This window comes from Streptomyces rhizosphaerihabitans (genome assembly GCF_025399795.1).
GTDB lineage: Bacteria > Actinomycetota > Actinomycetes > Streptomycetales > Streptomycetaceae > Streptomyces > Streptomyces rhizosphaerihabitans.
In genome coordinates this window covers 22,604-44,517 of the sequence record NZ_JAODTZ010000002.1, presented here as the reverse complement: position 1 = coordinate 44,517, position 21,914 = coordinate 22,604, and the positions used below count along the sequence as shown (strand labels likewise).

Annotated in this window: 18 protein-coding genes and 4 pseudogenes; 10 read left to right on the top strand and 12 right to left on the bottom strand. The window is 67.4% G+C overall.

What is annotated here, in order from left to right; all coding sequences use genetic code 11:
• Positions 1-16: 16 nt before the first annotated feature.
• On the top strand, positions 17-1,246 hold the full coding sequence (locus N4G66_RS02230; protein ID WP_261702185.1) for a sensor histidine kinase: 1,230 nt from the start codon (positions 17-19) through the stop codon (positions 1,244-1,246).
• A gap of 4 nt (positions 1,247-1,250) precedes the next feature.
• Positions 1,251-1,943 (top strand): response regulator, encoded by a 693-nt coding sequence (locus N4G66_RS02225; RefSeq protein WP_261702184.1) that lies wholly within the window; start codon positions 1,251-1,253, stop codon positions 1,941-1,943.
• 724 nt (positions 1,944-2,667) lie between these two features.
• Here N4G66_RS02225 and N4G66_RS02220 read toward each other — a convergent pair.
• On the bottom strand, positions 2,668-2,919 hold the full coding sequence (locus tag N4G66_RS02220; RefSeq protein WP_261702183.1) for a transposase: 252 nt from the start codon (positions 2,917-2,919) through the stop codon (positions 2,668-2,670).
• Positions 2,920-3,265: 346 nt separating this feature from the next.
• Between N4G66_RS02220 and N4G66_RS02215 the strand changes: the two are divergent.
• A pseudogene (locus tag N4G66_RS02215) lies at positions 3,266-3,418 on the top strand (IS630 family transposase); the annotation flags it as partial.
• Positions 3,419-3,420: 2 nt separating this feature from the next.
• Here the strand turns inward: N4G66_RS02215 and N4G66_RS02210 are convergent.
• Positions 3,421-4,986: a hypothetical protein gene (locus N4G66_RS02210; protein ID WP_261702182.1), complete on the bottom strand. Its 1,566-nt coding sequence runs from the start codon at positions 4,984-4,986 to the stop codon at positions 3,421-3,423.
• A 738-nt stretch (positions 4,987-5,724) separates the two neighbouring features.
• Between N4G66_RS02210 and N4G66_RS02205 the strand changes: the two genes are divergently transcribed.
• Positions 5,725-6,009, top strand: coding sequence for a hypothetical protein (locus N4G66_RS02205; RefSeq protein ID WP_261702181.1), 285 nt, complete (start codon positions 5,725-5,727; stop codon positions 6,007-6,009).
• A 138-nt stretch (positions 6,010-6,147) separates the two neighbouring features.
• Here N4G66_RS02205 and N4G66_RS02200 read toward each other — a convergent pair whose 3' ends face one another.
• The 6 genes and pseudogenes from N4G66_RS02200 to N4G66_RS02175 all read right to left on the bottom strand — a co-directional run.
• Entirely contained in the window at positions 6,148-6,741 is a 594-nt protein-coding gene (locus N4G66_RS02200; RefSeq protein ID WP_261702180.1) for a DUF4291 domain-containing protein, read from the bottom strand.
• 204 nt (positions 6,742-6,945) lie between these two features.
• Positions 6,946-7,179, bottom strand: coding sequence for a hypothetical protein (locus tag N4G66_RS02195; protein ID WP_261702179.1), 234 nt, complete (start codon positions 7,177-7,179; stop codon positions 6,946-6,948).
• Positions 7,180-7,257: 78 nt separating this feature from the next.
• The gene (locus N4G66_RS02190; RefSeq protein WP_261702178.1) at positions 7,258-8,505 is read right to left on the bottom strand and encodes an esterase/lipase family protein; all 1,248 of its coding nucleotides are present in this window, start codon (positions 8,503-8,505) and stop codon (positions 7,258-7,260) included.
• Positions 8,506-8,933: 428 nt separating this feature from the next.
• On the bottom strand, positions 8,934-10,040 hold the full coding sequence (locus N4G66_RS02185; RefSeq protein WP_261702177.1) for a hypothetical protein: 1,107 nt from the start codon (positions 10,038-10,040) through the stop codon (positions 8,934-8,936).
• Between the two features lie 200 nt (positions 10,041-10,240).
• On the bottom strand, positions 10,241-10,837 hold the full coding sequence (locus tag N4G66_RS02180) for a DUF3885 domain-containing protein (RefSeq protein ID WP_261702176.1): 597 nt from the start codon (positions 10,835-10,837) through the stop codon (positions 10,241-10,243).
• A pseudogene (locus N4G66_RS02175) lies at positions 10,834-10,950 on the bottom strand (peptide-methionine (S)-S-oxide reductase MsrA); the annotation flags it as partial. The pseudogene N4G66_RS02175 and the gene N4G66_RS02180, both read right to left, overlap by 4 nt.
• Positions 10,951-11,063: 113 nt before the next feature.
• On the opposite strand from N4G66_RS02175, the gene N4G66_RS02170 reads away from it, so the two are divergent.
• Both N4G66_RS02170 and N4G66_RS02165 read left to right on the top strand, forming a co-directional pair.
• Positions 11,064-11,723: a hypothetical protein gene (locus N4G66_RS02170; RefSeq protein WP_261702431.1), complete on the top strand. Its 660-nt coding sequence runs from the start codon at positions 11,064-11,066 to the stop codon at positions 11,721-11,723.
• A gap of 408 nt (positions 11,724-12,131) precedes the next feature.
• A complete protein-coding gene (locus N4G66_RS02165) occupies positions 12,132-12,407 on the top strand; it encodes a hypothetical protein (RefSeq protein WP_261702175.1) in 276 nt (91 codons plus the stop codon).
• A 206-nt stretch (positions 12,408-12,613) separates the two neighbouring features.
• Here the strand turns inward: N4G66_RS02165 and N4G66_RS02160 are convergent, their stop codons facing one another.
• The gene (locus N4G66_RS02160) at positions 12,614-13,255 is read right to left on the bottom strand and encodes a hypothetical protein (RefSeq protein WP_261702174.1); all 642 of its coding nucleotides are present in this window, start codon (positions 13,253-13,255) and stop codon (positions 12,614-12,616) included.
• Between the two features lie 391 nt (positions 13,256-13,646).
• On the opposite strand from N4G66_RS02160, the gene N4G66_RS02155 reads away from it, so the two are divergent.
• Entirely contained in the window at positions 13,647-15,257 is a 1,611-nt protein-coding gene (locus tag N4G66_RS02155; protein ID WP_261702173.1) for a M48 family metallopeptidase, read from the top strand.
• Positions 15,258-15,770: 513 nt separating this feature from the next.
• Positions 15,771-18,191, top strand: a complete 2,421-nt coding sequence (locus N4G66_RS02150; protein ID WP_261702172.1) for a SpoIIE family protein phosphatase — start codon at positions 15,771-15,773, stop codon at positions 18,189-18,191.
• Between the two features lie 633 nt (positions 18,192-18,824).
• Here N4G66_RS02150 and N4G66_RS02145 read toward each other — a convergent pair.
• Positions 18,825-19,094, bottom strand: coding sequence for a hypothetical protein (locus tag N4G66_RS02145; protein WP_261702171.1), 270 nt, complete (start codon positions 19,092-19,094; stop codon positions 18,825-18,827).
• Between the two features lie 231 nt (positions 19,095-19,325).
• Positions 19,326-19,667, bottom strand: a pseudogene (locus tag N4G66_RS02140) (transposase); the annotation flags it as partial.
• A gap of 93 nt (positions 19,668-19,760) precedes the next feature.
• Between N4G66_RS02140 and N4G66_RS02135 the strand changes: the two are divergent.
• Positions 19,761-19,911 (top strand): annotated as a pseudogene (locus N4G66_RS02135) (DUF4291 family protein); the annotation flags it as partial.
• A gap of 10 nt (positions 19,912-19,921) precedes the next feature.
• Here N4G66_RS02135 and N4G66_RS02130 read toward each other — a convergent pair.
• Positions 19,922-20,386, bottom strand: coding sequence for a hypothetical protein (locus N4G66_RS02130; RefSeq protein ID WP_261702170.1), 465 nt, complete (start codon positions 20,384-20,386; stop codon positions 19,922-19,924).
• 295 nt (positions 20,387-20,681) lie between these two features.
• On the opposite strand from N4G66_RS02130, the gene N4G66_RS02125 reads away from it, so the two are divergent.
• A complete protein-coding gene (locus tag N4G66_RS02125) occupies positions 20,682-21,911 on the top strand; it encodes a serine hydrolase domain-containing protein (RefSeq protein WP_261702169.1) in 1,230 nt (409 codons plus the stop codon).
• Positions 21,912-21,914 lie beyond the last annotated feature (3 nt).

Below are 21,914 nucleotides of genomic sequence, written 5' to 3'. Positions count from 1 at the left end.
GGAGGAAACGGAAGTGATGTCCCGTCAGGCGCTCTGGAGTCCCCCGCTGTTCCGGGCATTACGTGACTGGTGGAGCGAGCGGGATGCCTCCGTCAAGGACGGCGTCCTTGCTCTGGTGCTCACCCTGCTGGCCTTCGTGCCGACCCTGTCGAACATCGGAGGGCAGATCGGCGATCTGCCCGAGCGGCCGGCGAACGCGCTGGGCATCGGGCTGACCCTGGCTCAGACCCTGCCGCTGGCGGCGCGCCGCCGGTGGCCCGCAGCCTGTCTGGCCGTCGTCGCAGGCGCGTTCGCCGTGCACCAGTCGCTGGGCTTCGCGACGACGTTCGGGAGTGTGGGGCTGTATCTCGCCCTGTACTCCGCCGGGGCCCATCAGGTCGGCCTCCGCCGCGCTGTGAGGGTCGCGGCGAGTGCGGCCTACGCCGTACTGGCCGTCGTCCTGCACCGCCTCGGCTCACCACAGGAAATCCCGGACTATCTCGCGTTCTATCTGACTCTGGCCGCGATCTGGCTGGTGGGGAGTGCCGTACGCATGCGGCGAGGGGAAGAGGTGGAGCGGCGGCGGCTGGCCGCCGAGGTGGCCACGGCCGCCGAGCGGGCACGGATCGCCCGCGAACTGCACGACGTGGTCACCCACCACGTGACGGCCATGGTGGTCCAGTCCGACGCGGCGCAGTTCCTGCTCACGTCCGCGCCGGAACGGGCCGGGGAGGGACTGGCGGCCGTCAGCGACACCGGCCGCCGGGCTCTGACCGAGCTGCGGTACCTGCTCGGTGTGCTGGAGGCGACCGGTGAGTCCGCGGTCGCCGACCCGGCGCGTGCGGACCGGGCCCCGACTCTGGGACGGGTGGTCGACCTGGTCGAACAGGCCCGCAGGTCGGGTCAGTTGGTCGAGTTCAGCGAGCAGGGCGAGCGGCGGGCGCAGTCCGTGGACGTGGAGCTGGCCGCCTACCGCGTGGTGCAGGAGGCGCTCACCAACGCGATGAAGCACGCGTCCGGGCAGCCGGCACACGTCCTGGTCCGGCACCGCGAGGAGCACGTCGAGATCAAGGTGACGACCGATGCACCCGCCGCCTCCCCGGCGACCGTACCGGTCCCGCGGAAGCCTGGCCCAGCGGGCGGACGAGGCCTGGCCGGGCTGCGTGCACGGGTGCGGATGCTCGATGGTGAACTGGAGGCCGGACCCCGGCCCGAGGGCGGGTTCGAGGTCCGCGCAACGATTCCGTCCAAGCCCGTTCAGGAGTGACCCCGTGAGCGATGCGCCGCAGCCCATCCGTGTACTCGTCTGCGACGACCAGGCACTGGTGCGGACCGGCTACGTCACCATCTTCTCCGCGCAGCCCGACATCGAGGTCGTCGGGGAGGCCGAGAACGGGCACGCGGCAGTGGAAGCCGCACGGCGGCTGCGGCCCGACGTGGTGGTGATGGACATCCGGATGCCTCTGCTCGACGGTATCCAGGCGACCCGGCAACTGGCCGGTCCCGATGCCCAGTTCCCGCCGAAGGTGCTGGTCGTCACCACGTTCAACGTCGATGCCTACGTCTACGACGCGCTGCGGGCCGGAGCCAGCGGCTTCCTCCTCAAGGACGCGCCTCCTGCGGAGCTGGTGAACGGGATCCGTACGGTCGCCCGGGGCGAGGCCCTGCTGGCGCCCGCCGTCACCCGCCACCTCATAGGTCACTTCGCCGAACACCTGCGGCCGGCCGAGACCTCCCGGCAGGCCAGGGAAGACCTCGTACGCGCGCTGACCCCCCGCGAGCTCGACGTGCTCCGGCAGATCGCCGAGGGGCTGTCGAACGCGGAGATTGCCACCGCGCTGTTCATCACCCCCGAGACGGTCAAGACCTACGTTTCGCGGATCCTGGCCAAACTCGGTCTGCGCGACCGGGTCCAGGCGGTCGTCCTCGCCTACCGGGTCGGGCTGATCCCAGCGGCCGACTGACGGGGGGCCGACCCTGCTGCGCCCGGCCCGGGACATGCCTCAGATGCCCTCTGACAGTGCCCGGCCGGACAGATTCGGACATTGCGGGTCAGCAGCGGAGGCGGGCTCTGTCCCCGTGGATACGCAGGATGCAGCCTCTGAAGCACGTCAGCGGCGCATCCCCGTCCGAAGGATGCAGGGTCAGTCCCAGAGCCATCAGCAGGCGTATGGCCTCCGCGTTCAGACGTCCGTCGGGGTCGGGTCCTTGTACAGCCGCCCATGCCTCGAACAGTGGCCTGACGGTCTCCCAGCCCGGTCCGGGCACGAAATGGCACAAGAACATCGGCTGGTCGACCTCATACTCGCGAAGCTCACCGACCCGAACGTCTCCACGCATGAGCCACCATGCCCTCACGCTGCCTCCCCCGCTCTTCTCCTCTTCTCCGCGGAAGCACGCTACTGCCGTTCGTTCACACCCGGGCTATGCGAACAAGCCGCTCCGCACAGGCGCAGGACGGTTGGACCGTCCCCGCAAAGGTCTGTGAACGCTGCTTGACATGGATCACCGAGCCGTGTTCGCAGACTTTTTGTCCTGGTGGTGTGCCGGAAAGGGTGCCGCGATGCGGTTGGACTCGCGGCACGACCCCGTTGGACACCCTGTCGGGGGCGTCTGAACTCGGGTTCTGGATCACTTTTGGTGCAGGGCTGACGGACGGTCACCGCCACGGGATTTCCGGCACGCGGGTCAGCGAGTGAGAAGGATGCGCTTGCGCAGGAGGTCCACGCCGGCCCGGCCGGACATCTGCCGCTTCAGCATCTTGATCCGGTTCACCTGCCCCTCCACCGCGCCCGAACTGAACGGCAGTGTCAACCCCGCCGTCACCGCCCCGAGATCAGACCTGATCCCCACCACAAACAACTGCAACTCGGGCAGGTCGGTTGCGTGGGCCGCGGTGAGCCACTCGGTGAGGTGGTGCCCAGCGCGGTCGCGCATCATCTCGCCGAAGGAGCGGACGTGTTCGGCGGTGGTGCTGAGCTGGGGACACCGGGCGAGGATGTTCTTGATCTTGACGGTTTCCTAGGAGGTCAGGCTGTCGGGATGCTTGGTGATCCAGCCGGTCACGTCCCGTACTGAGGGCTGCTTGGACGCGCGGCCTGCCGGGTCCAGTCCGGATCGAAGCGGGCGCAGGTACTCGCGGACGATCGTGTACTGCCTGGGAATCCCGCGGACCTGATCTCCTCGAACAGTGTCCGGGCGTTGGTGCAGCCCTCCTGCCAGCGCTGATGCAGGTAGGACTTGAAGGGGTCCAGGATACTGGGGAGGTTCTGCCTGAAGTTCCCCCCGGGTCCGCGACGTCGTCGGACTGTATCTGGACCCGCCCGAGCGGGCCATCGTCCTCTGCGTGGATGAGGAGTCGCAGATCCAGACGCTGGATCGGTCGGCACCTGTGCTGCCGAAGATGCCGGGCATGCCCGAGCGCCGCACCCACGACTACGGTCAGCCCGACGCCAGCTGCTCCGCTATCTCCTTGATCCAACCGGTGGTCTTCGCCGGGTCATCGAGGGTGTCCGCCCACGTTTCCGGTTCCAGCTTGTGGTTGGTGGGGCCTGATTTGAGAGCGATGAGGAGGGCCCTTGCGGATTCCCTCATCTCGGCCGTTGTGCTGCCGCTGCCTGGGATGTCGGGACCCGCCGCCAAGGCGTAGATCTCACGCGCCATGGCCTGGCGTTCGCCCTTCGACACCTTCTGCCAGAACTTCAGGGCATGCTTCAGCGATTCATTGCGGGATGCGGCCTCCGCCGGGGTCTCGCCCTCCGGCGCCCAGTGCTCGGGGTGGCGGACCTCTTCGTAGCGCTTCGTGGCGGCGCGGAGCGCCTTGTACAGGGTGACGCCGAGGACGAGGCCGGCCCCGGCCCCGGCGAGGCCCCATCCGACCGGGTTGCTCGCCAGCCCGGCTGTTCCCGCCGCGACCGCCGTCACGACGCCGGCCGCGGCCTTGGTGGATTCGCCCACCGCGCCACCGACCGTCTCCTTGCCGATCTTGGTGAGCTGCTTCTTCTTCGCGTACTTCTGCACCGTGCTCAGCTTTTCCACGTCTCTCTCTGCGCGCTGGAGGCTCTCGGCGGCGTCACGGGCTTCGCCCATCGCCTCCCAGGCGGCGTCGATGGCCTCGGAAACGAGCTCCAGCCGTCCCTCGCCCTCGTGGTCCCAGTAGGCATCCAGCGCGACGTACGCCTCCGCCGCGGCCCAGTCGGCCTGCTCCCGTGATTCGTTCAGCCGGGCCAGTGACCCCGCGTGGACGAGATGGGGATCTCCGAGCTCCTTCACCTTCTTGTACTTGCGGGCCGCTCCCCCGACTCGGAAGGCTGCCCGCATTGCCTTGATCGCGCCGACGGAAGCGCTGGCGATACCGCTCGCCTCGGACGCCACCGCGGCGTCCGCCGCCTTCTGGAGCTTGGTCACCTCCTTGGCGATTCCGGCGCTGTAGCTTGCCGAACCGGCGGCTCCGATGACCGTGTCGGTCCCCTTGGTCTTGGCCTTCTTCTTCGCCGTGTGGTGGCCGGCCCCGGTCTCGTGCTTCTTGGCGTCCTGCATGTTCTTGTACGCGTCCATGCCATTGACCACGGTGCCGGCAACCTCCGTGAGGAGGTTCCCCGACGCGGCGGAGGTCCCCGAGGCGGCGGCGGAGTGTTTGAGACCCTCGTTGGCCGTGGCGGCGGCCTGCTGGGTGAAGCCCGCGTTGGTGGGGGTCTGGACACCCTTGATGAAGGTGTCGATGGGCTCGAGATTCTTCTTGAACCTGTCCAGGAGCCCGGCGATCTGGTCGCGATAGTTCTTCTTCGCTCCGGTGGACGCGCCGCCGACCTCCGGCGCCTTCCCCTTGTCCGCGCCCCTGGCACGCTGCACCGCCGCGGTCGTGGCCCGGTTGCCGGCGCTGGACTGCATCTGGAGGAAGGCGTGCTCCACCGAGTTTCCGGACAGACTCCCTTCCCGACGCTGCCGGGCCGACGTCAGGACGGCTGCAGACTGCCGTGTCGGGGCGCGGTGGACCGGGGTGCTCATGGACATTACCTCTCCTGCTGCCGGAACCGGGCGAGGTGAAGATAGCCAGGCGCGGCCAATAGACGGGGTGCAGTGGGGAAACTCTTCGGGGATGCTGTGAAGCACGTTGTGGGAGAACCGGTCTCGCGGGAGTGACGGCGTCGGGTGTTGTACCTGTTCAGTCAGCGGAATGCGTCGAAGCGCGTGTCGAGCTCGCCGGACCAGTGTTTTCGGCTCTGGAGCATTTCGCGGACGTCGAGTTGAAGCAGGCGCAACCGTCGTACACATGGGACAACAGGGCCTCAGGGAACCGCTCGGAATGGGATCGCACCCCCGAGCTACCAGGAGGCCCTGCCCTCATGCGCGTACCGCCGGAAGATCACCCGCCCAGGAACCCTGTTCGACCCGCATGTTCCAAGATCGGTTGAGATACGGCTTCTGATGCCAGCCCCCTTCGTCGCAGAGGTGAAAGTGTCCCGCCGGAAAAGTCTGTGAACGCGGCTTGACATGGATCGTCAAGCCGCGTTCACAGCCTCTTCCCTGCTGCGGGCAGCCACCGGCCGAGGCTGCTCTACTCCACGTCGATGCCGTCTCGTGGCAGACATGCGCAGGGCCGTGTGTCCGGGCCCGCGGCCGCTGTTCGGATCACCCGAGGCGCCCCTTCAGGTGATTGCCGGACGCCTCATGAGCCAGGCAGCCGTCGCAGGGGTACGACGTCTCAGCAGAGAACGAACCCAGAACGCCGTGAGGAGCTTGGCGATGTACGCAGCAGTCCGGCGGTACGAAGGGGTGACCGATTCGGCCGAGGCGGCACGTCTCGTGAACGAGGGGTTCGTGGCGCTCATGCGCCAGGTCTCCGGCTTCGTGGCCTACTACTGGATCGATGCCGGGGACGGAGTGATGGTCTCGACCAGCATCTTCCAGGACCAGGCTGGTGCCGAAGAATCGATCTTGAGGGCTGCGGACTTCGTGCGGGACAACCTTGCGTCACTGCTCCCCAACCCTCCCCAGGTCATGGCCGGCGAGGTGGTGGCTTCCGCATGACAGCGTTGATCCCGCGAGGTGCGTCGGCCGCAAAGAGGACTGTGAACACGGCTTGACATGGATCATCAAGCAGCGTTCACAGACCTGTGCCGCCATGTGACCCGTGGATGATGCCGGCGGTTGTGCCCGGATTGCCGGTCATGGACGCAGGTGAGCCAGGAATTCTGCACTGGCGGGGTATTCCTGCTCCTGGGGGAGCAGTCGGGTAGCTGAGTCCAGTTCGCCGTCCCTGACGAGTGCGTGGATCTCCTGGGCGAGCGGAGTCACGTCGCTGATGGACACGATCCACTCGTCCGCGTAACGCGACGATGCCTCACCCGAGAGCCCCAGTTGCAGCGAGCGGTGTGGCAGGGGACGCAGGTGCAGATCGCGTTCGGGATCCCACTGGACACGGGCCGGTGCGCGCTTGAGGTCACGCTGCCAGGTGCCGCGATCGGGATGCAGTCCGCGAACGTAACTCGACAGGCAGGCACGGCGCAGCGCCCAGTCGAAGCCGTCGCGAGTGATCTCGACGGCGAGGACGGTCTCCTGACCCTCCTTCGTGCCCCAGCCGGAGCGGTACATCATCCACATGAAACTGGGTTTGATCCACGTCATGCGGCCAGGCTTCCACGCGGCCGGAAAACGGCCGTCTCGGATGGCGGGCAGTCCGATCTCAGGGGAGTACGCCTGGTAGACGGTGATCGTGGACGCCGTGTGGAGCGCGCGGATCCTGCGGATCGGTTCTTCCATGGCGTACAGCGTGGGCTCGGTCAGCTCAGGTGACCACCTATTTTCGACCCGCTGCTCGATCCGACGGAGCACGCAGGCCGCAGACGGTTGCCCGTGCGAGCCAAATCGCGTCCGGCACATGGAGCAACATCTCAGCAATGCCGTACTCGATGGACTGACGCGTCGAGCGCAGTCGTTCGTCAAGTGTCTCCCTCAGTGCTGAACTCACATTCCGCGTTCTGGGCCGTACGCCTCGCGAGTGTGCTGGCCTGGTCCTGCGGGCGGGAACTCCAGCCGCACAGGGCCGGGGTAGAAGGTTGCGCTGTCCCAGCCCGTCATCTCCTCGCCGATCAGGTAGCGGTACAGCCAGTCGATGAAGGTCCGGGGTCTCCGTCTGGGCAGACCGTGGTCGTTGCGACGAACAGCGACCTGACTGGGCAGACACGCAAGCCCTCTCACGTCTGCAGCGGTGGTGCCGCTACCTGGCCACCCCGCAACAGGTTGGGGATCCACTCCCGCCTGGCAAGTAAAACCCAATCAAAGAACCGTACAGAAGGCGTTACTTAGTCGCTGTGCTTCCTTGGGCATTTCCATGCGCCCGGAGGTGGGGAGTTCCAATTGGCAGTAGGTTTTCACGTCGGCCCGCAGGCCCGAAGGCATATCAACGACATCGCTCAGATAGAAGAGCTCGCTCCGCGCGTCTTCAATCTCTGGATCGTCCGGCCAAGCGGTCGCGGCTACAAGGGCAATACTCTGCAGCGACTTTCCCAAGTTGAACCATCGGAACTCTTCGGTCGATGTTCTCTTGCCAACCAGGCCGATGACCCTCGCTAGCACCTCCGCGTACGCAACCAGGACGCCCCGGCCGGTCCCGCGGCTTTCGTTCTGCTCCAGTTGATTCCTAATGTCACGCAACGGTTCGATCTCACCCTCACTGAGACCGATTGCCCGCAGCGAGTCAAGGAACTCGCGGAAGGGTTCAGACTTGGCTAGTTGCAGTGCCGTCGCATCTCCAACGCTGCAGCCGGCCTTGAAAAGGCACAGCAGTCGATTTCGAATCATTGCGGTCGGGGGGCGGACAGGATTGACGAAGAGCAGGCGCTTCAAGGTAGTGAAGGTGCGATGGTCAGACGACTGGGCCTTAAGAATGCTGGAGTGGTCGCCGGGCAGGGCGGCAACTTCAGGGAAGACCGCTTGCGCGGACTCGGGGCGTACAACCCCGTCTTCAGTGCCGGCGTAGACCGAGAACGGGATCGGGCACGTTCTGTCAGTCACGGTGCGCGCGGTCACGACGTCGCGCATGATGGTACGAAGGGTCCCAGTGACTCGATCGTTCAGTGGTCGCAGTTCCTTTTCCTGCGGGTGCCTCGAGCCAAATGCCCTTTTACGGAGAGACAGAAATAGCTCTGAGCCGTTGTTCGGACAGGCCAGCATCACCACGCGTTGAATCCGCGCCAACTCTTGGCCGCGGCCGTCGTGGAGCATCCGCGCCAGATAACGCTGGACCACCAGGCCACCCTGGCTGTGCGTCACCAGCACCAATTGCTCATATTTTCCCGCCTCGGTTGCCAAGTACTCCCGCAGACTGTCAGCAATCGTGTCGATGGACGGAAACACCCGCAGCGGACTAAGCCGCTGCACTCCCGTCTCATACCCGAAGGTCAAAACATCAACAAACCCGAGCTCCGGATCCTGCTTCACCAGCCGCTGAAGCGGACCCCATACCTCGGGTCCCGAAAACAGACCGTGCACCATCACGACACCCAGCCGGACGTCCCCCGCCACAACGAATCCCCTTACCCCTTGGCGCTTCCGCTACGGGGGACGATAGAGGAAAATCGCTCACCGAGATGGCGATTCAATCAAAAGGTAATAAATAGAACATACGATCGCCAACGTGGACGTGGCGGCGTAACCATCCCGTTCCACCAGGACCGTGATGCGGTGGACCAATGCGTTCCTCCTTCGACCTGCACACGGGGTCGCGGAGCTTGACCGCGTTGACGCCGGTCCCCGGGTTGGTCTCCATGCTGGCCACTCTGTGGGGTGGGGCATGTCACCGGAGATTTCGAGTTGTGGCAGGAAAGCCTTCGACAGTGTGACGGGAAAGGTCTGTGAGCACGGCTTGACATGAGTCTTCAAGCCGCGTTCACAGACTTATCGCGGTCTCGTGTCCCTGTCTGGTGCCGAGGCAACCGGGCTGAGCCGCGATGTCAGCCGTCGAAGTGGGTCCACTCGACCGCGGCGTCGGCCAGTGGGGCGAGAGCACGACGGTGGGTGGCGCCGGCCCAGGCGCTGAAGCTGTCGTCACCCTCATCCGTGATGTGCAGGACAAGCCCCGGGGCGACATGGAAGCGCGTAGGAGCCCCCGGCCAGAAGGGCCGCAGGGGCACAGGGTGAAGTCCCTCGGTGAGCTGGTCCACCTGCTGTGCGGTAAGCCGGTCAGACAGCGCCATGTAGTCAGCGCCCATCGCAGCCTCGAAGAGAGAGAACTGGATGAGGAAGCCGCTGAGCGGTTCCTGCTCGGCGATCGGTGGTTCGTCGCACTCACAGAACCAGACCGTCGGATCGGTTTCGGGTCCGTCGAGCGTCCACAGCAGCGACCAGAAGAACCCTCCCTGATTCTCCTCGCCGAACACGAGCATCTCCCCGTGGGGATCGGTCCCGCACCTGGAGGCGGGAAGGATCCGGTTCTGCACTCCCAGGGAGCGAGGGCGGTGCTGCGCCAGTCGGTAAAAGCGCCGCAGCGCGTCCGGCAAGCCGAAGGCATGCGCCCGTACTGATGGTGGCTCAGGAGACTCGGACGCCGCGGGATACCAGCCGGTGATGAACTGTTCGAGCGCGGCCGCTCGGTTGCCGTTCACGTGTCCGAGCCACTCCAAGCTCGGGAGATCCAGCCGAGGAAGCGGCGGGCGGACGCGGTCGAGGTCGGACTTGCTCAGAGGAGTATCGAGCCGAAGGGTGCAGCGGGTGAGAATGCGCTCGACGTGGCCCGGAGGTACCGTCGTTTCGGCCTGAGCCACGATTCCGGTGCCGAGATAGACGAGGCCCTCCGGGACTCGGGCCATCAGGTGAAGAGGCAACTTCGTGTCGTCCGCCGCCCACGCCCAAGGTGCAAGTCTCTCCTTGACCGGCGTCGGTGCGGGACCGATGAGACGGACCTCCTCGGCGTTCCACACACTGCTCCTGTCGAGTGCGTCCCCCGCTACGACGATGATCACTGTCCCGGTGTCTCCGATGACGACGGTGGCACTGCCGAAGGTGAAGCTCTCTGCGACCGTCGTGTCATCGGAGAGCGCGTGCGCCTGCACGTCGTTCACGAGGGACATCAGAGACATCGCGGGAGAGTGATCAGCCATGTGCACATCTTCCTCGACGACCGGATATCGGCTTCCGACAACGCGGTTGTCACGTACCACCAGTCCCGCCAGAGGTCTATGAACACGCCTTGACATGAGTCATCAAACAGCGTTCACAGACCCCTGCGCGGTCGACCGGGGAAAGGGGGCCCGCGCGGCTCTCAGAGGCCGGCTGGGTGGCTGGAGAGCCAGTCTGTGTGTCGGTCACGCACACGGTCACGTTCTGTCGGCGTGGCAAGGATGACGTCTGCGCCGCCGTCGTAGGGGTGGTGGATACGTCGCAGTTCCCTGTCGGCGATGAAGACTTCGACGAGCGCCTCGTCCGCGACGGCTCGCAACAGCCCGTCGAGGCAGCCGCGGTTCCACCGGCGCCGGTCGGCGTACAGCCGTGTGTGGGTGTGGAACTCCGGGTCGGGGTCGTCCTGTTCCGACTCGGTCCACCAGCGGATGCCGTCGGGGTGCAGTATCTGTCGTGGTGTCGGGTAGCCCTCGGGCCCGGTCGGTGTGTCCGACCAGTCCATGGTCACCACGAACACGTCCGTGTCCGCGAACAACTCGTCGAGGATCGTGTTGTACCGGTCCAGCACGATCGCGTACTCGTCCTCGGACTCCGGGTAGCGCTTCGAGCCGGGGAGGCTGTGGAAACGTACCCAGCGATTCGCGTACCTGGTGCGGAACGTGTGAGCGACGGGAGGGCCCGACGGATGCCGTTCCCTCCACAAAGCCGCCAGGAGCTCAGGGTCGATGGCGAAACTCACCCCTTGGTTGGAGCCACACCGATCGGACAGGAGACGCCGGTTCCGCCGTGGCCGTTGATGTTGCGGTCAAGATACTGCTGGTGGTAGCCGTCCGCCGGGTAGAACGTACCGCCCGCCGAGCAAGGCAGGCGCCCACCCCGATGACGGTGGATGCAAGCTGCGCCTGCGCGGTGGACCGGGGTCATCTTCGGGAGCCGCCTGCTGGGGCGTGGATCATGGCCCCGTGATGAAGTGGACGAAGGAGACGCCTCCGGCCGGGCAGTCCGAGCATGAGCCGGACCTCTCGGCCTACCAGCGGGCGATGCGGAACCGGCTTCTCGCGGCCTCTTTGGTGCCCGCGCCCGAACCCTGGCGGCCCGTCTTCGCGTACGAGTACGGCGTCCCTGTCGGCGGACTGCTCGGAATCGGCTTCGCCACGGACCCCGATACCGGCCACGATCTGGTGATGGTCGTCTCGCACGACGGGCACGGTCTCTTCGACGCCGTCACCGGCGAGAAGATCGCCAGGGACCGCGACCCCGCTCCCGAGGACAGCACCCCCGACGCGGTTGCCGACCTGTCCTGCCCCGGGCTGGGGCCGATCACCGGAAGCCGCGTACGCATCGCCGGGCTCTTCGGCGGCGGGCTGCACACCACCACCGAAGACGGCTGGACCCTGGAAGTCGTCACCCCGGCCTGGCCGAACGATCGGGTCCTGCTGTCCCGCGACGGCGGGCTCCCCCACAAGGGTCCGCACGGAGTGGAGTGGTGGCACATCTTCCACTCGAACTACTCCACATTCCGCGCAGCCGGCTTCTCCCCCTCAGGCCGAACGATCGCCGTAGCGACGAGCAGCGACCTCTCCCTGTGGACCCGCAGTACGGACGACCGTCACGCCGACGGCTGAGACATGACCGAGTTCGGATGGAAGAGCGAAAGGAGGCGGAGTTGAGCGTCACAGGTGTGTGGATCGTCGGCGCGGTGCCTGACCAGGAGGTACGGAATTTGCAGAGCGCTTCGGTTCAGAACTCGTCGCCGACACCGGTCCGCCGTGACGAGCCTCGGGAGCTGGCCTGGTGGCGAAACAAGGCACAGGCGTCCATGTTCACTCCGTCGACGAGCTCCCCCGGCGATTGCAGCGCCGACAAGGACGCCCTCCGGCTGAGCGCGTTCTTCAACGCCTGCCACGACGACTCCGACCACGCGGAGAAGCTGCGTGACACGGTCATGGATCAGTTTCCCCCCGATATCGGGGAGGGCTTGTTCGTGGCCACGGCGCGCAAAGCCGACCCGTTCTCCGCCCTGGCTTACGCACATGGGTCCCGATGCGACGCTGCGGCTGCCGGGCCGGTTCGGGGACTTCCTTCTCGATGCCGAGCAAGTCCGCGCTCAACTGCCTGCGGTCGAGGAGACCCTCGTCCTGACCGGAACCCCACGTCGTGACGCGATCGGGCGAATCCACGCGTGGATGACCGGCTTGGGTGACGACCCCGCCCACGACGCGGACGAACTTGTTGACGGCCCGCTCCGCGTTCTCCGCCACGCCGCCCGTACGGGCCATGGGGCAGCCGGCCAAGTCCGCTGGTACTGACGTGGCCGAACACCGCACGTACCCCGACACGGTGTGCCCCCGGAATTGGACAGACACCACGAAGCCCTGTGCACAGGCTCCGCTGCCTCGCGAGAAAGGTCTGCGAACACGGCTTGACATGGATCGTCAAGCCGCGCTGACAGACCTTTAGGCAGGTAGCGCGCACAGTCACCGCGTGGCACACGATGACATTCCCGGGCCCCGTCCTACGGCTCCGGCGGTACGGTCGGCGCAGGAAGGTCCAGAACGCGGGCGAGGGCGGCTGTGACGGCAGAGCAGTGGGCCGGCAGCTGCCTGGAGGCCCAACCGGCTGCCAGCGCGAGAAAGTCGACCAGGTCGCGCTCGGCACCGGCAAGCAGGTGACGGAGCTCGGTGACGGACAGCTCGATCACCGGGCTGCCGCTCCGCTCGGCATTCACGGTGAGCCGGACGACGCTGCCGAAGCGCTCCGCAATCGGTGACACGGGGTCGTGGCCGAACCCGAGCAGGCCGCCGTCGTCGACGAACCGCTGCCAGTCACGCCAGTCCTCCAGCCCATCGCAGCAACCGGGCAGGAAGGTGACGCCCGTGGAGTCGTCGGTGACCCGCAGACCGCCGGCCGCAAAGAGGATGTCGAACGTCAGTAGTCCGTGAAGGAACGAGTCGAGTGCGGCGACCGGCCGAGGCGGACGATCGCCGTCAGGGTCGACGTCATTGCAGCCGGCAATGCGCATCACCGCTGTCCCGACCTCAGCGGGTGACAGCTCGCCACTGAGCGGCAGGAAGCCGAACGACTCGATCTCGGCGACAGGCCAGAGGTCGAAGCCGTCAGTGGTGGTCATCTCCAGGACGGGCTGCATCATGATCACCTGGCGCAGTGTTCCGCATCCTCCGCCCGCCTCGCCTCCCGGTTACGCCGAGCACCCTCGTACGCACTCGAGTCACCGGTCCTCACCATGCTGACGCCGAGCCCCGGAATGATCTCCATGTCGCCCATCCCGCTGGAGGGCGACGGCGAGGACTCATGGCCTGGGAGCAGTAAGCACCCTCTCGAACGCTTGCCAGGGAAGGGCTGGGAACGCGCCTTGACTTGAGCCATCATGCCGCGCTCACAGACCGCATCAGTGGTGCTGGAGTCGTCCGTGTCCAAGCGCTGAGGTCTGGTTCGCTTCCAGACCGTAGGTGATCTGCGGGGGTACTATCCGCGAGCGCCTTTGGCCCGTTCGGGCTGGTTGAACCATGTGGCTGGGGGATTTTTCGATGTCGTTTCGGCTGCGCGCAGTCCGTGCGTTCACGTTGTTGGTCGGCTTCCATCTGATGGGAGTCGTTCTGCTGTCGGCCCTCGCGGTGCTTGACTGGCTGCTGATGACACGGCTGTTCACCGCGCAGGCGGCCTGGTTCGAAGGCATGGTTCTGACCGTCACCGTCCTGTTGGCGGCGGCGATTCTGCGGGGTCTCTTCGCCTTTCTACGGGCCGGGCGTCTGGGCCCGGTGCCACACGGGGTGGCGGTCACGCCACAGGAACAGCCCGAGCTGTGGAGACAGATACGAGCCGCCGCCGAAGTGACGGGGCAACGGCCGCCAAATGAGGTTTACCTGGTCGCCGAGGTCAACGCGGGGGTCGCCGAACAAAGCCGCCTGCTGGGCCTGCTGTCCGGACGACGCCGCATGCTCCTGGGCCTGCCGCTGCTCGGCGGGCTGACCGTCCCGCAACTGCGCGCCGTCCTCGCCCACGAGTTCGGGCACTACGGCAACCTCGATACCCGGCTCGGCGCTGTCACGATGCGAGGTCGGAAAGCGCTGCTGCACACGGTGGAGGTCTTCCAGGAGGGCAGCACTCGGTTCCACCACGCGATCGGTGCCCTGTACGTCGGCTACGCCCGGATGTTCCTGCGGACCTCGCAGTCCGTGGCCCGCCACCAGGAGCTTGCCGCGGACCGGACGGCCGCCCGGCATGCGGGCCGTGACGCGACGGCCGCTGCACTACGCGTCCTTCCGGTGCTCGCCGCCGCATACACCCACTACCTGGAGACGTACGCCGCGATGGGTAGGTCGCTGGGAGCGCTACCGCCTGAGGGCGAGGTGCACGGCGGATTCCGTCGACTGCTCGCCGCCCGAACCGGGGAGCGGCTCGCTCTGCTCTCTTCCGGGCAGCGTCCGCCTCGGCCGCACCAGTACGACTCACACCCGCCGATAGCCGAACGGATCGCCCTGATCGAGAAGCTGCCCACCGATGGCCGGCCCGATAAGGCGACCGACGAGCCGGCCGCGCTGACTCTGCTGCACGACCTGGACCGGGTGTTCGTCGCATTGGAGGCGCGCACGCTGTCGCAGGAGGCGGCGCGGCTACGGCGCATGAGTTGGGACGACCTCGTCATGGCCCGCGCGGTCGCCGATGCCGAGGACTGGTCCCGGCCACTGCGGGTCGCCGTGGCCAGGGCGCTTCGCTCATCGGCGCAGGGCGCAGGCAGGACGGCGACCGTACATCGAACTGCCACGACCGAAGCAGTGGCCGACAACGAGTTGCCCGCCCTGGAAGAGATACTCGACGCGTTCGACCGCGGCCTGCTGTGGATGGCGGTCGCCGACCGCATGCCCAAACCGCATCAGGCGACGCGACTGTCCGGGCCGTCCGCCCGCAACTTCATTCGGCCCAAGGTCTTCGACGGGCTCGCGGGCATGGTCCACCTGCGCCTCGTCGAGTCCGGATACGCGAAACCGGACATCGCCTGGTCGGGGCAGCCTGGACTCATACTGCCCGAGTCCTGGGAGAAGGGCATGGACGACGCCATCGACGCCGCCGTCGCCGACACGCCCGACACCGCCCCGCTGCGCGCCCTGCTCGCGAGCTCCCGCTGCGTTCCCGCATAGTCGCCGTTCGGCTTGGCGGCCGGTCACGATCGCTGGTCGACGGAACGATCCAAGTCCGCTTCAGCTCGACGAATGGTTTGTGAACGCTGCTTGACATGGATCGTCAAGCCGCGTTGTCAGACTTCAACGGGACCCGTGCTTGCGGCCCGGTTTCCCCGACGGCCGGCTGCGACCCGTGGGGCACACGGCAGCACGGACCTGCCCGGCCCCCGTCGTCGTTGGGGTGGTGCCGCGGCCGAGTCGTCCTGGCTGGTTCGGGCAAGCGGAAGGGGCTGGCTGTGAACACGCGCCATGGCGACTCCCGCCGAAGCGCCTTCGCCGGCCTCCGTGACGAAGCGGTCCCGAGCCGTGGCCACCCCCTTCCCTGCAGGCGTTTGCCCGCACACGCCGAGCGCCGCCATGTCACTCCTGTCGAACCGCCGAGCCGAGAGGAACGGGAGAGTCGCGGACGGAGACCGGGAGGAGGAGCATCGGAGTCACGGAGACAAAGTGGTGGTTATGGGGACGCCCTCGATGCATTTCAGTGAGAGTCCGGAGGATCCGTTCGCCCTGGGGCATGCCGCTTCGGCCGTGCTCGACGATCACGGCACAGTGGTCGGCTGGAGCGCACGTGCGCAGGAGCTGCTGGGCTACCGCGCCAAGGAAGTGATCGGACGGGCGTGGCGGGACCTCCTGGTCGACGCCCGTGACCTGCCTGTCGCGCGGTCCGTCGTCGTGGACGCCATGAGGACAGGGGGCTGGTTCGGAGTCCTGCCCGTCCGGCACCACGACGGACGGCGTGTGGAGATGGGTTTCCGGGCCCGCGCGATCACCCGCGACGGAGATCGTCAAGAGTGGTTCCTGGTCGGTTCCCCTGCCACGGAAGTCGTTGCCTGGCAACGGGACCGCGCGCTGCTGGACGGCCTGTACCACCGGTCCCCGATCGGTCTGGCCATCCACGGCCCGGACAGGAAGGTGATCCGGGTCAACCGTGCGATCGAAAAGGCCAGCGGCATCACGGCCGAGGCGCCGGTGGGCCGTAGTTCCGGTGAGTTCCTGGTCGACGAGGACGCGGGTCCGGCCGAGGAGCGGGTACGCCACGTCCTGGAGACCGGCGAGCCGTTGATCTTCACGGAGCAGTCGGCGCGCACACGCCATGCTCCGGGGCAGGAACGGATGGTGTCCGTCTCCGCGTTCCGGATGGAGGACTCCTCGGGCCGGGTTCTCGGCGTGGCGGAGACGGTCGAGGACGTGACCCAGCGCCACCGAGCGCGCCGCAGGCTCACTCTGCTGAACGAGGCGAGCGCCCGGATCGGAACCTCACTGGACGTGACGCAGACGGCCCGGGAACTGGCCGAGGTGGCCGTCTCCGGCTTGGCCGACTACTGCTCGGTGGACCTCCTGAAACCGGTGGCACTGGGTGACGAACTGCCCGTGGACATGGCAGGTGTGCTCCTGAGAGTGGCCCTTTCGCCCCCCGAACCACGGGTCCCGCTCCAGGAGGGCGATGTGGTCCCGCTCCTTCCGGAGTCCCCGCAGGCGCGGTGCCTGGCCGAGCGTCGCCCGATTCTCGAACGGCTGCTGTCCCTCCGCCCCGAGTGGTACGGCATGGACCGGCGGCGGATCGAGGTCGCGCTGGCTCTCGGCGCTCATTCTCTGATCGCGGTGCCCCTGATGGCACGCGGCCTGGTACTGGGTGTGGTGAGCCTGTGGCGCGTGCGCCATTCGGAGCCTTTCGAGGACGACGATGCCGCAGTGGCCCACGAGTTTTCCTCGCGTGCGGCCGTCTGTATCGACAACGCGCGCCGCTTCACCCAGCAGCAGAGCGCCGCTCTGACTCTGCAGCGCAGTCTGCTGCCGGGCACGGTGTCCGACCTTCCGGCCGTCGAGGTGGCCTGCCGGTACCTGCCGGCGAGTGGTGAGGCGGGCATCGGTGGTGACTGGTTCGACGTGATCCCGTTGTCGGGGGCCCGAGTCGCCCTCGTCGTGGGAGACGTGGTCGGCCACGGAATCCACGCCGCGGCCTCGATGGGGCGCCTGCGCGCCGCCGTGCGCACCCTGGCCAGCCTCGACCTGGAACCGGACGAGGTGGTGGCCCGGCTGGACGATCTGGTCAGTCTGCTGGCCGCCGAGGGGGAGACGAACGCCGAGGGCAACCAGTCGGCGATCGAGCAGGTGCTCGGGGCCACGTGCGTCTACGCGGTCTACGATCCGGTCTCCCGGCAATGCTCCCTGGCACGCGCCGGCCACCCGGCACCCTTGGTGTCCACACCGGACGGCCAGGTGACCGTGCTCGACCTGCCCGCGGGTCCACCGCTCGGCCTGGGCGGACTGCCGTTCGAGATGTACCACCTGGACCTCCCTGAGGGCAGCCTGCTCACGCTCTACACGGACGGCCTCCTGGTGGCGCGCGACGGTGACATCGATGCCGCGCTGGAGAACCTGGAGGGATGTCTCGCCCACAGTGCCGACGCTCTGGAGCGCACGTGCGACGGCGTGGTCGAAGCGCTGCTGCCCACGGACCGCCGCCCCACCGACGACGTCGCGCTGCTCATGGCCCGTACCCGGGTACTGCCGCCGGAGAACTTCGCCACCTGGCACCTGCCTCTGGAGGCGACCGCTGCCGGCCGCGCCAGGGAGCTGGCCACGGCGAAGCTGGCCGAATGGGGGCTGTCGGACATGGCCTTCACCACCGAGCTGGTCGCCAGCGAGCTCGTCACCAACGCCTACCGGTACGCGGACGGCCCCGTCACCCTGCGCCTCATCCGTACACACTGTCTGATCTGTGAGGTGTCCGACGCCAGCCACACGTCCCCTCACCTCCGAAGGGCCCTCAGCACGGACGAGGGCGGACGCGGGCTCTTCCTGGTCGCGCAGCTCACGGAGCGGTGGGGCACCCGCTACACCCACGACGGCAAGACGGTCTGGACGGAGCAGCCTCTGCCGCCCTCCTGACCACCCGCGGCCTCCACGACTTCCACGTCTTCCACGACCACGGCCCACCGCGACAGCCGACTCGCCGTCCGGCGGGACCGCAGTGACGGCCCCGCCGTAGTTCGCGGGCACCTCAACTCGCCCCCGGGGTAGAGAACAGGCGGAGTCGCAGTCCGCAGCGACTTCTCACCGGTCGGGCAGATGTCTGCGAACGTATCCATATGTGGTCGGGCGGCGTAGTCGACGTGTGCCGTCAACGGCGTCGGCCAGCGGGGCGAGAGCGCTGCGGTGAGTGGCGCCGGCCCAAATGCTGAAGCTGTCGTCACCTTCGTCCGAGACGTGCAGGGACAAGCCCTGGGGCGACGTAGAAACGCGTGGGGGCTCACAGCCAGAAGGGGCGCAGCGGCACGGGGTGAAGTCCTTCGGTGAACCGGTCCGCCTGCTGTGCGGTATGCCGGCCAGACAGCGCCGCATAGTCGGCGCCCATCGCAGCCTGACCACCACACCGATGGTGTCCGTCGAAGCGGAACAAGCTCAGAACAAGCTCACCTCGGAGCCCTGCCGGCGCACGCATATGGTCCCGGTCCCGGTCCCGGGCCTGAAGCCCGGGACCGGGACCATCTATCGGCCGGTGACTCAGCGTCGGCCGGGACTTCAGAAGGCGCTGTTGTTGCAGCCCGCGGTGGAGCCGATGGTGGTGACCTGGGCACCGGGGTTGCCCTCGCCGCCCAGCAGGTTGCCGCCCAGGCCGTTGAGCAGGCCCACCTGGCCGAGGACGTCCAGGTTCAGGTCGTGCGACTTGCAGGAGGAGTGCTGCTTGATGTCGAACCCGTCGCCGTGGCCACCGGCGTGGGCCGTGCCGCCCACGAGTCCGATGCTGCCGATCGCGGCGATCAGTACGGCAACGTTGCGAAGCTTGCGCATGTCATCTCCGATGGAGTGAGTGGGTGCGATCTACGGAAGATCGACTTTTACAATTCCGGGAGATTAGTTCGGAATATGCCGAAACGTGCACTGACGCGCCGGGTCTCATGATCGCGCAGCAGAAGCACCCGAAAGCCGTAGCGCATGCGAACGGACCCGTCCGTGGCCACCGGGCCGGCAGGCGGTGGCGGCCGGTGCTCACGATCCGCACGGCAACAGAGAACAGCCGCAGGCCGCAAGGGCCTTCGGGCCGGAAGCGGGGAGCACGTCGACGAGACGGGAGACCGTCGGATCGGAAGCCACCGGGCCGGACACGCCCGGCTCGGCCCGCAGCACGCCGATGCCGGCCAGGCAGTCACCGCCGAGCGCTACGGCCAGGGCCGCGTCCAGCAGGATCTTGCCCGGATGGTGCACCGCCCGCTGCTTGCGCCACGGCGTGGGTCCCGCCGATATCGCGGGTCCGGACCGGACCTGCGGACCGCCTCGACCAGCAGCACCGACCCGGCCTGCGAGGCCCCCGCGGCCGCCGCCCTCGCCGCGGACACGCGGGTACGCCCCACTACGCCTCTTCACCTGGAAAGCGCTTCTTCCCTTGCATCTGACAGGACCCTCGACAAGTCCAGCCAGGGACATCCTGGAAATGGAAAGGTCTGTGAGTAAGGCTCGACACGGATCAAGCCCAGCTTTCTGTGGATGATGTATCGCTGTGGCTGGGGCACGAAGGAGGGCCAGGGGACCGTTCTGGCCGTCGAGATCCGTCGCGAGGGCTTCGAGTGGGCTGCGGAACGCATGCCTGTCGCACTACGTGCGCGGGCTGCGGCCACCGCTCAGAACGCCTCGGCCATCCCCGCCACTCCGCCTATGAACGCGCTGAGCAGCATCACGGCGCCCAGTACGCCGAGCAGTACCAGCAGCGCGCGGGGTCTGCCACGCGCGCCCGCCCTGGCGCGTACGAGCAGGGTCCCCAGAACCAGCACCATCAGGCCGAGCAGGGAGAGCGCCAGCCACCCGAACGACGCGCCGACACCTTTCTGCTCGTATCCGTCGGAGGCTGTCCGCTGCAACGCGACCGTGCTGCCGGCGGACAGGCTGGTGTCGATCGTGGCATCGGGGTCCACCACAGTCCCGTCGACGGAACGGAAGACGCCGTGGCAGTGCGGATACCGGTGGCCCCCGGCAGAGCTCCAGGAGCAGGCCTCGACCCGGAGGTACCCGGACGTGCCCGCCACACCCGTGGCGTAGGCGAGATGAGTCACCGCGAGCCACATCACGATGGTGCCCGCGGCGAACAACCCGGCGATCAGAAGCAGCGGACGACCTGCCCGCGTTCCTTCCCGAAGCCGATCCCAACCGTTCATCCGTCCCCCCAAACGATCCCGACGGGACGCTAGCCCGAATCCCGCACGACTTCGCTCGCGTCACGGCAAAGGGCGCTCGCGAAGAACGGACAGGGGCCCGCCGTATCACCCACACCAGCGACTCCGATTGAGTGGAATTGACGGAACGCGGATCGGACCCGGACCTTTGCCGGGGGTGTGGATGGTGATGTTGCCGTCCGTTCCCCTGAACCTGAAGAGGCGCCCCGACATGCGACGTACCTCCTACCGCCTACCGCTCGCCGCGGCACTGCTCGTGGCGTCCGTGCTGGCCCCGATGGCAGCGACGCCCGCCGCGGCCGATCACCGGGCGGGCGTCCGCACAACAGGCTTCCGAGCAGCGGACGTCGACGGGTACGGCAAGGACGACGCCCCGGAGCACGGCCTCAGCCCCCAGCTGAGCGCCCGGCTGGACAAGGCCATCGAGGACGTCCGTACGCAGGCCCACATCCCCGGTGTCGTCGTCGGACTGTGGATGCCGGGCAAGGGGAACTACGTCCGCGCGACCGGCGTCGCCGACACCGCCACCCGCAAGCCGATGTCCGTCGACTCCTACGTCCGGATCGGCAGCGAGACCAAGACCTTCACGGTCACCGCGCTGCTCAAGCTCGTCGACGACGGCCGGGTCCGGCTGGACGACCCGATCTCCCGCTACATCCCCGGCGTACCGAACGGCCGCCACATCACGCTGCGTCAGCTCGCCGAGATGCGCAGCGGCCTGTTCCCGTACACCTCCGACGCGGACTTCGAACACGACCTGCTGAGCAACCCGCAGCGCACCTTCACCCCGCGGGAACTGCTCGCGTACGGCTACAAGCACCCGAACACCTTCGCGCCCGGCACACAGTTCCAGTACTGCAACTCCAACCTCATCCTGCTCGGCCTGGTCGTCGAGAAGGTCAGCGGTCACAAGCTCCGCGACTTCATCGACCAGCGGGTGCTCCGCCCGGCTCATCTGCGTCACACGCTGTTCCCGAAGGGGAACGAGTTCCCCAAGCCGCACCCGCAGGGCTACACCGACCAGACGCTGAGCGGCGACATCGCGAACGCCGCCGACTGGAACCCCAGTTGGGCCTGGGCGGCCGGGGCGATGATCTCGAACCTGCAGGACCTGCGCCGCTGGGCCAAGGTCGTCGCCACCGGCAGCCTGCTCAGCCCCGAGACCCAGGCGGAGCGCCTCGAAACACTGCCGACCGGCTTCCCGGGAACGACCTACGGCCTCGGCATCTTCGACGCCAACGGCTGGATCGGGCACAACGGCTCCCTGCCGGGATACGAGACCGTGACCGTCTACCTGCCCTCTAAGAAGGCCACACTGGTCATCATGCTCAACACCGATGTCTCCTATCAGGGCCAGGAGCCGTCCACGCTGTTCGCCAAGGCCGTCACACAGATCGTCACCCCGAACAACGTCTACGACGGCGCGGTCGTCTCGCAGTGAGGC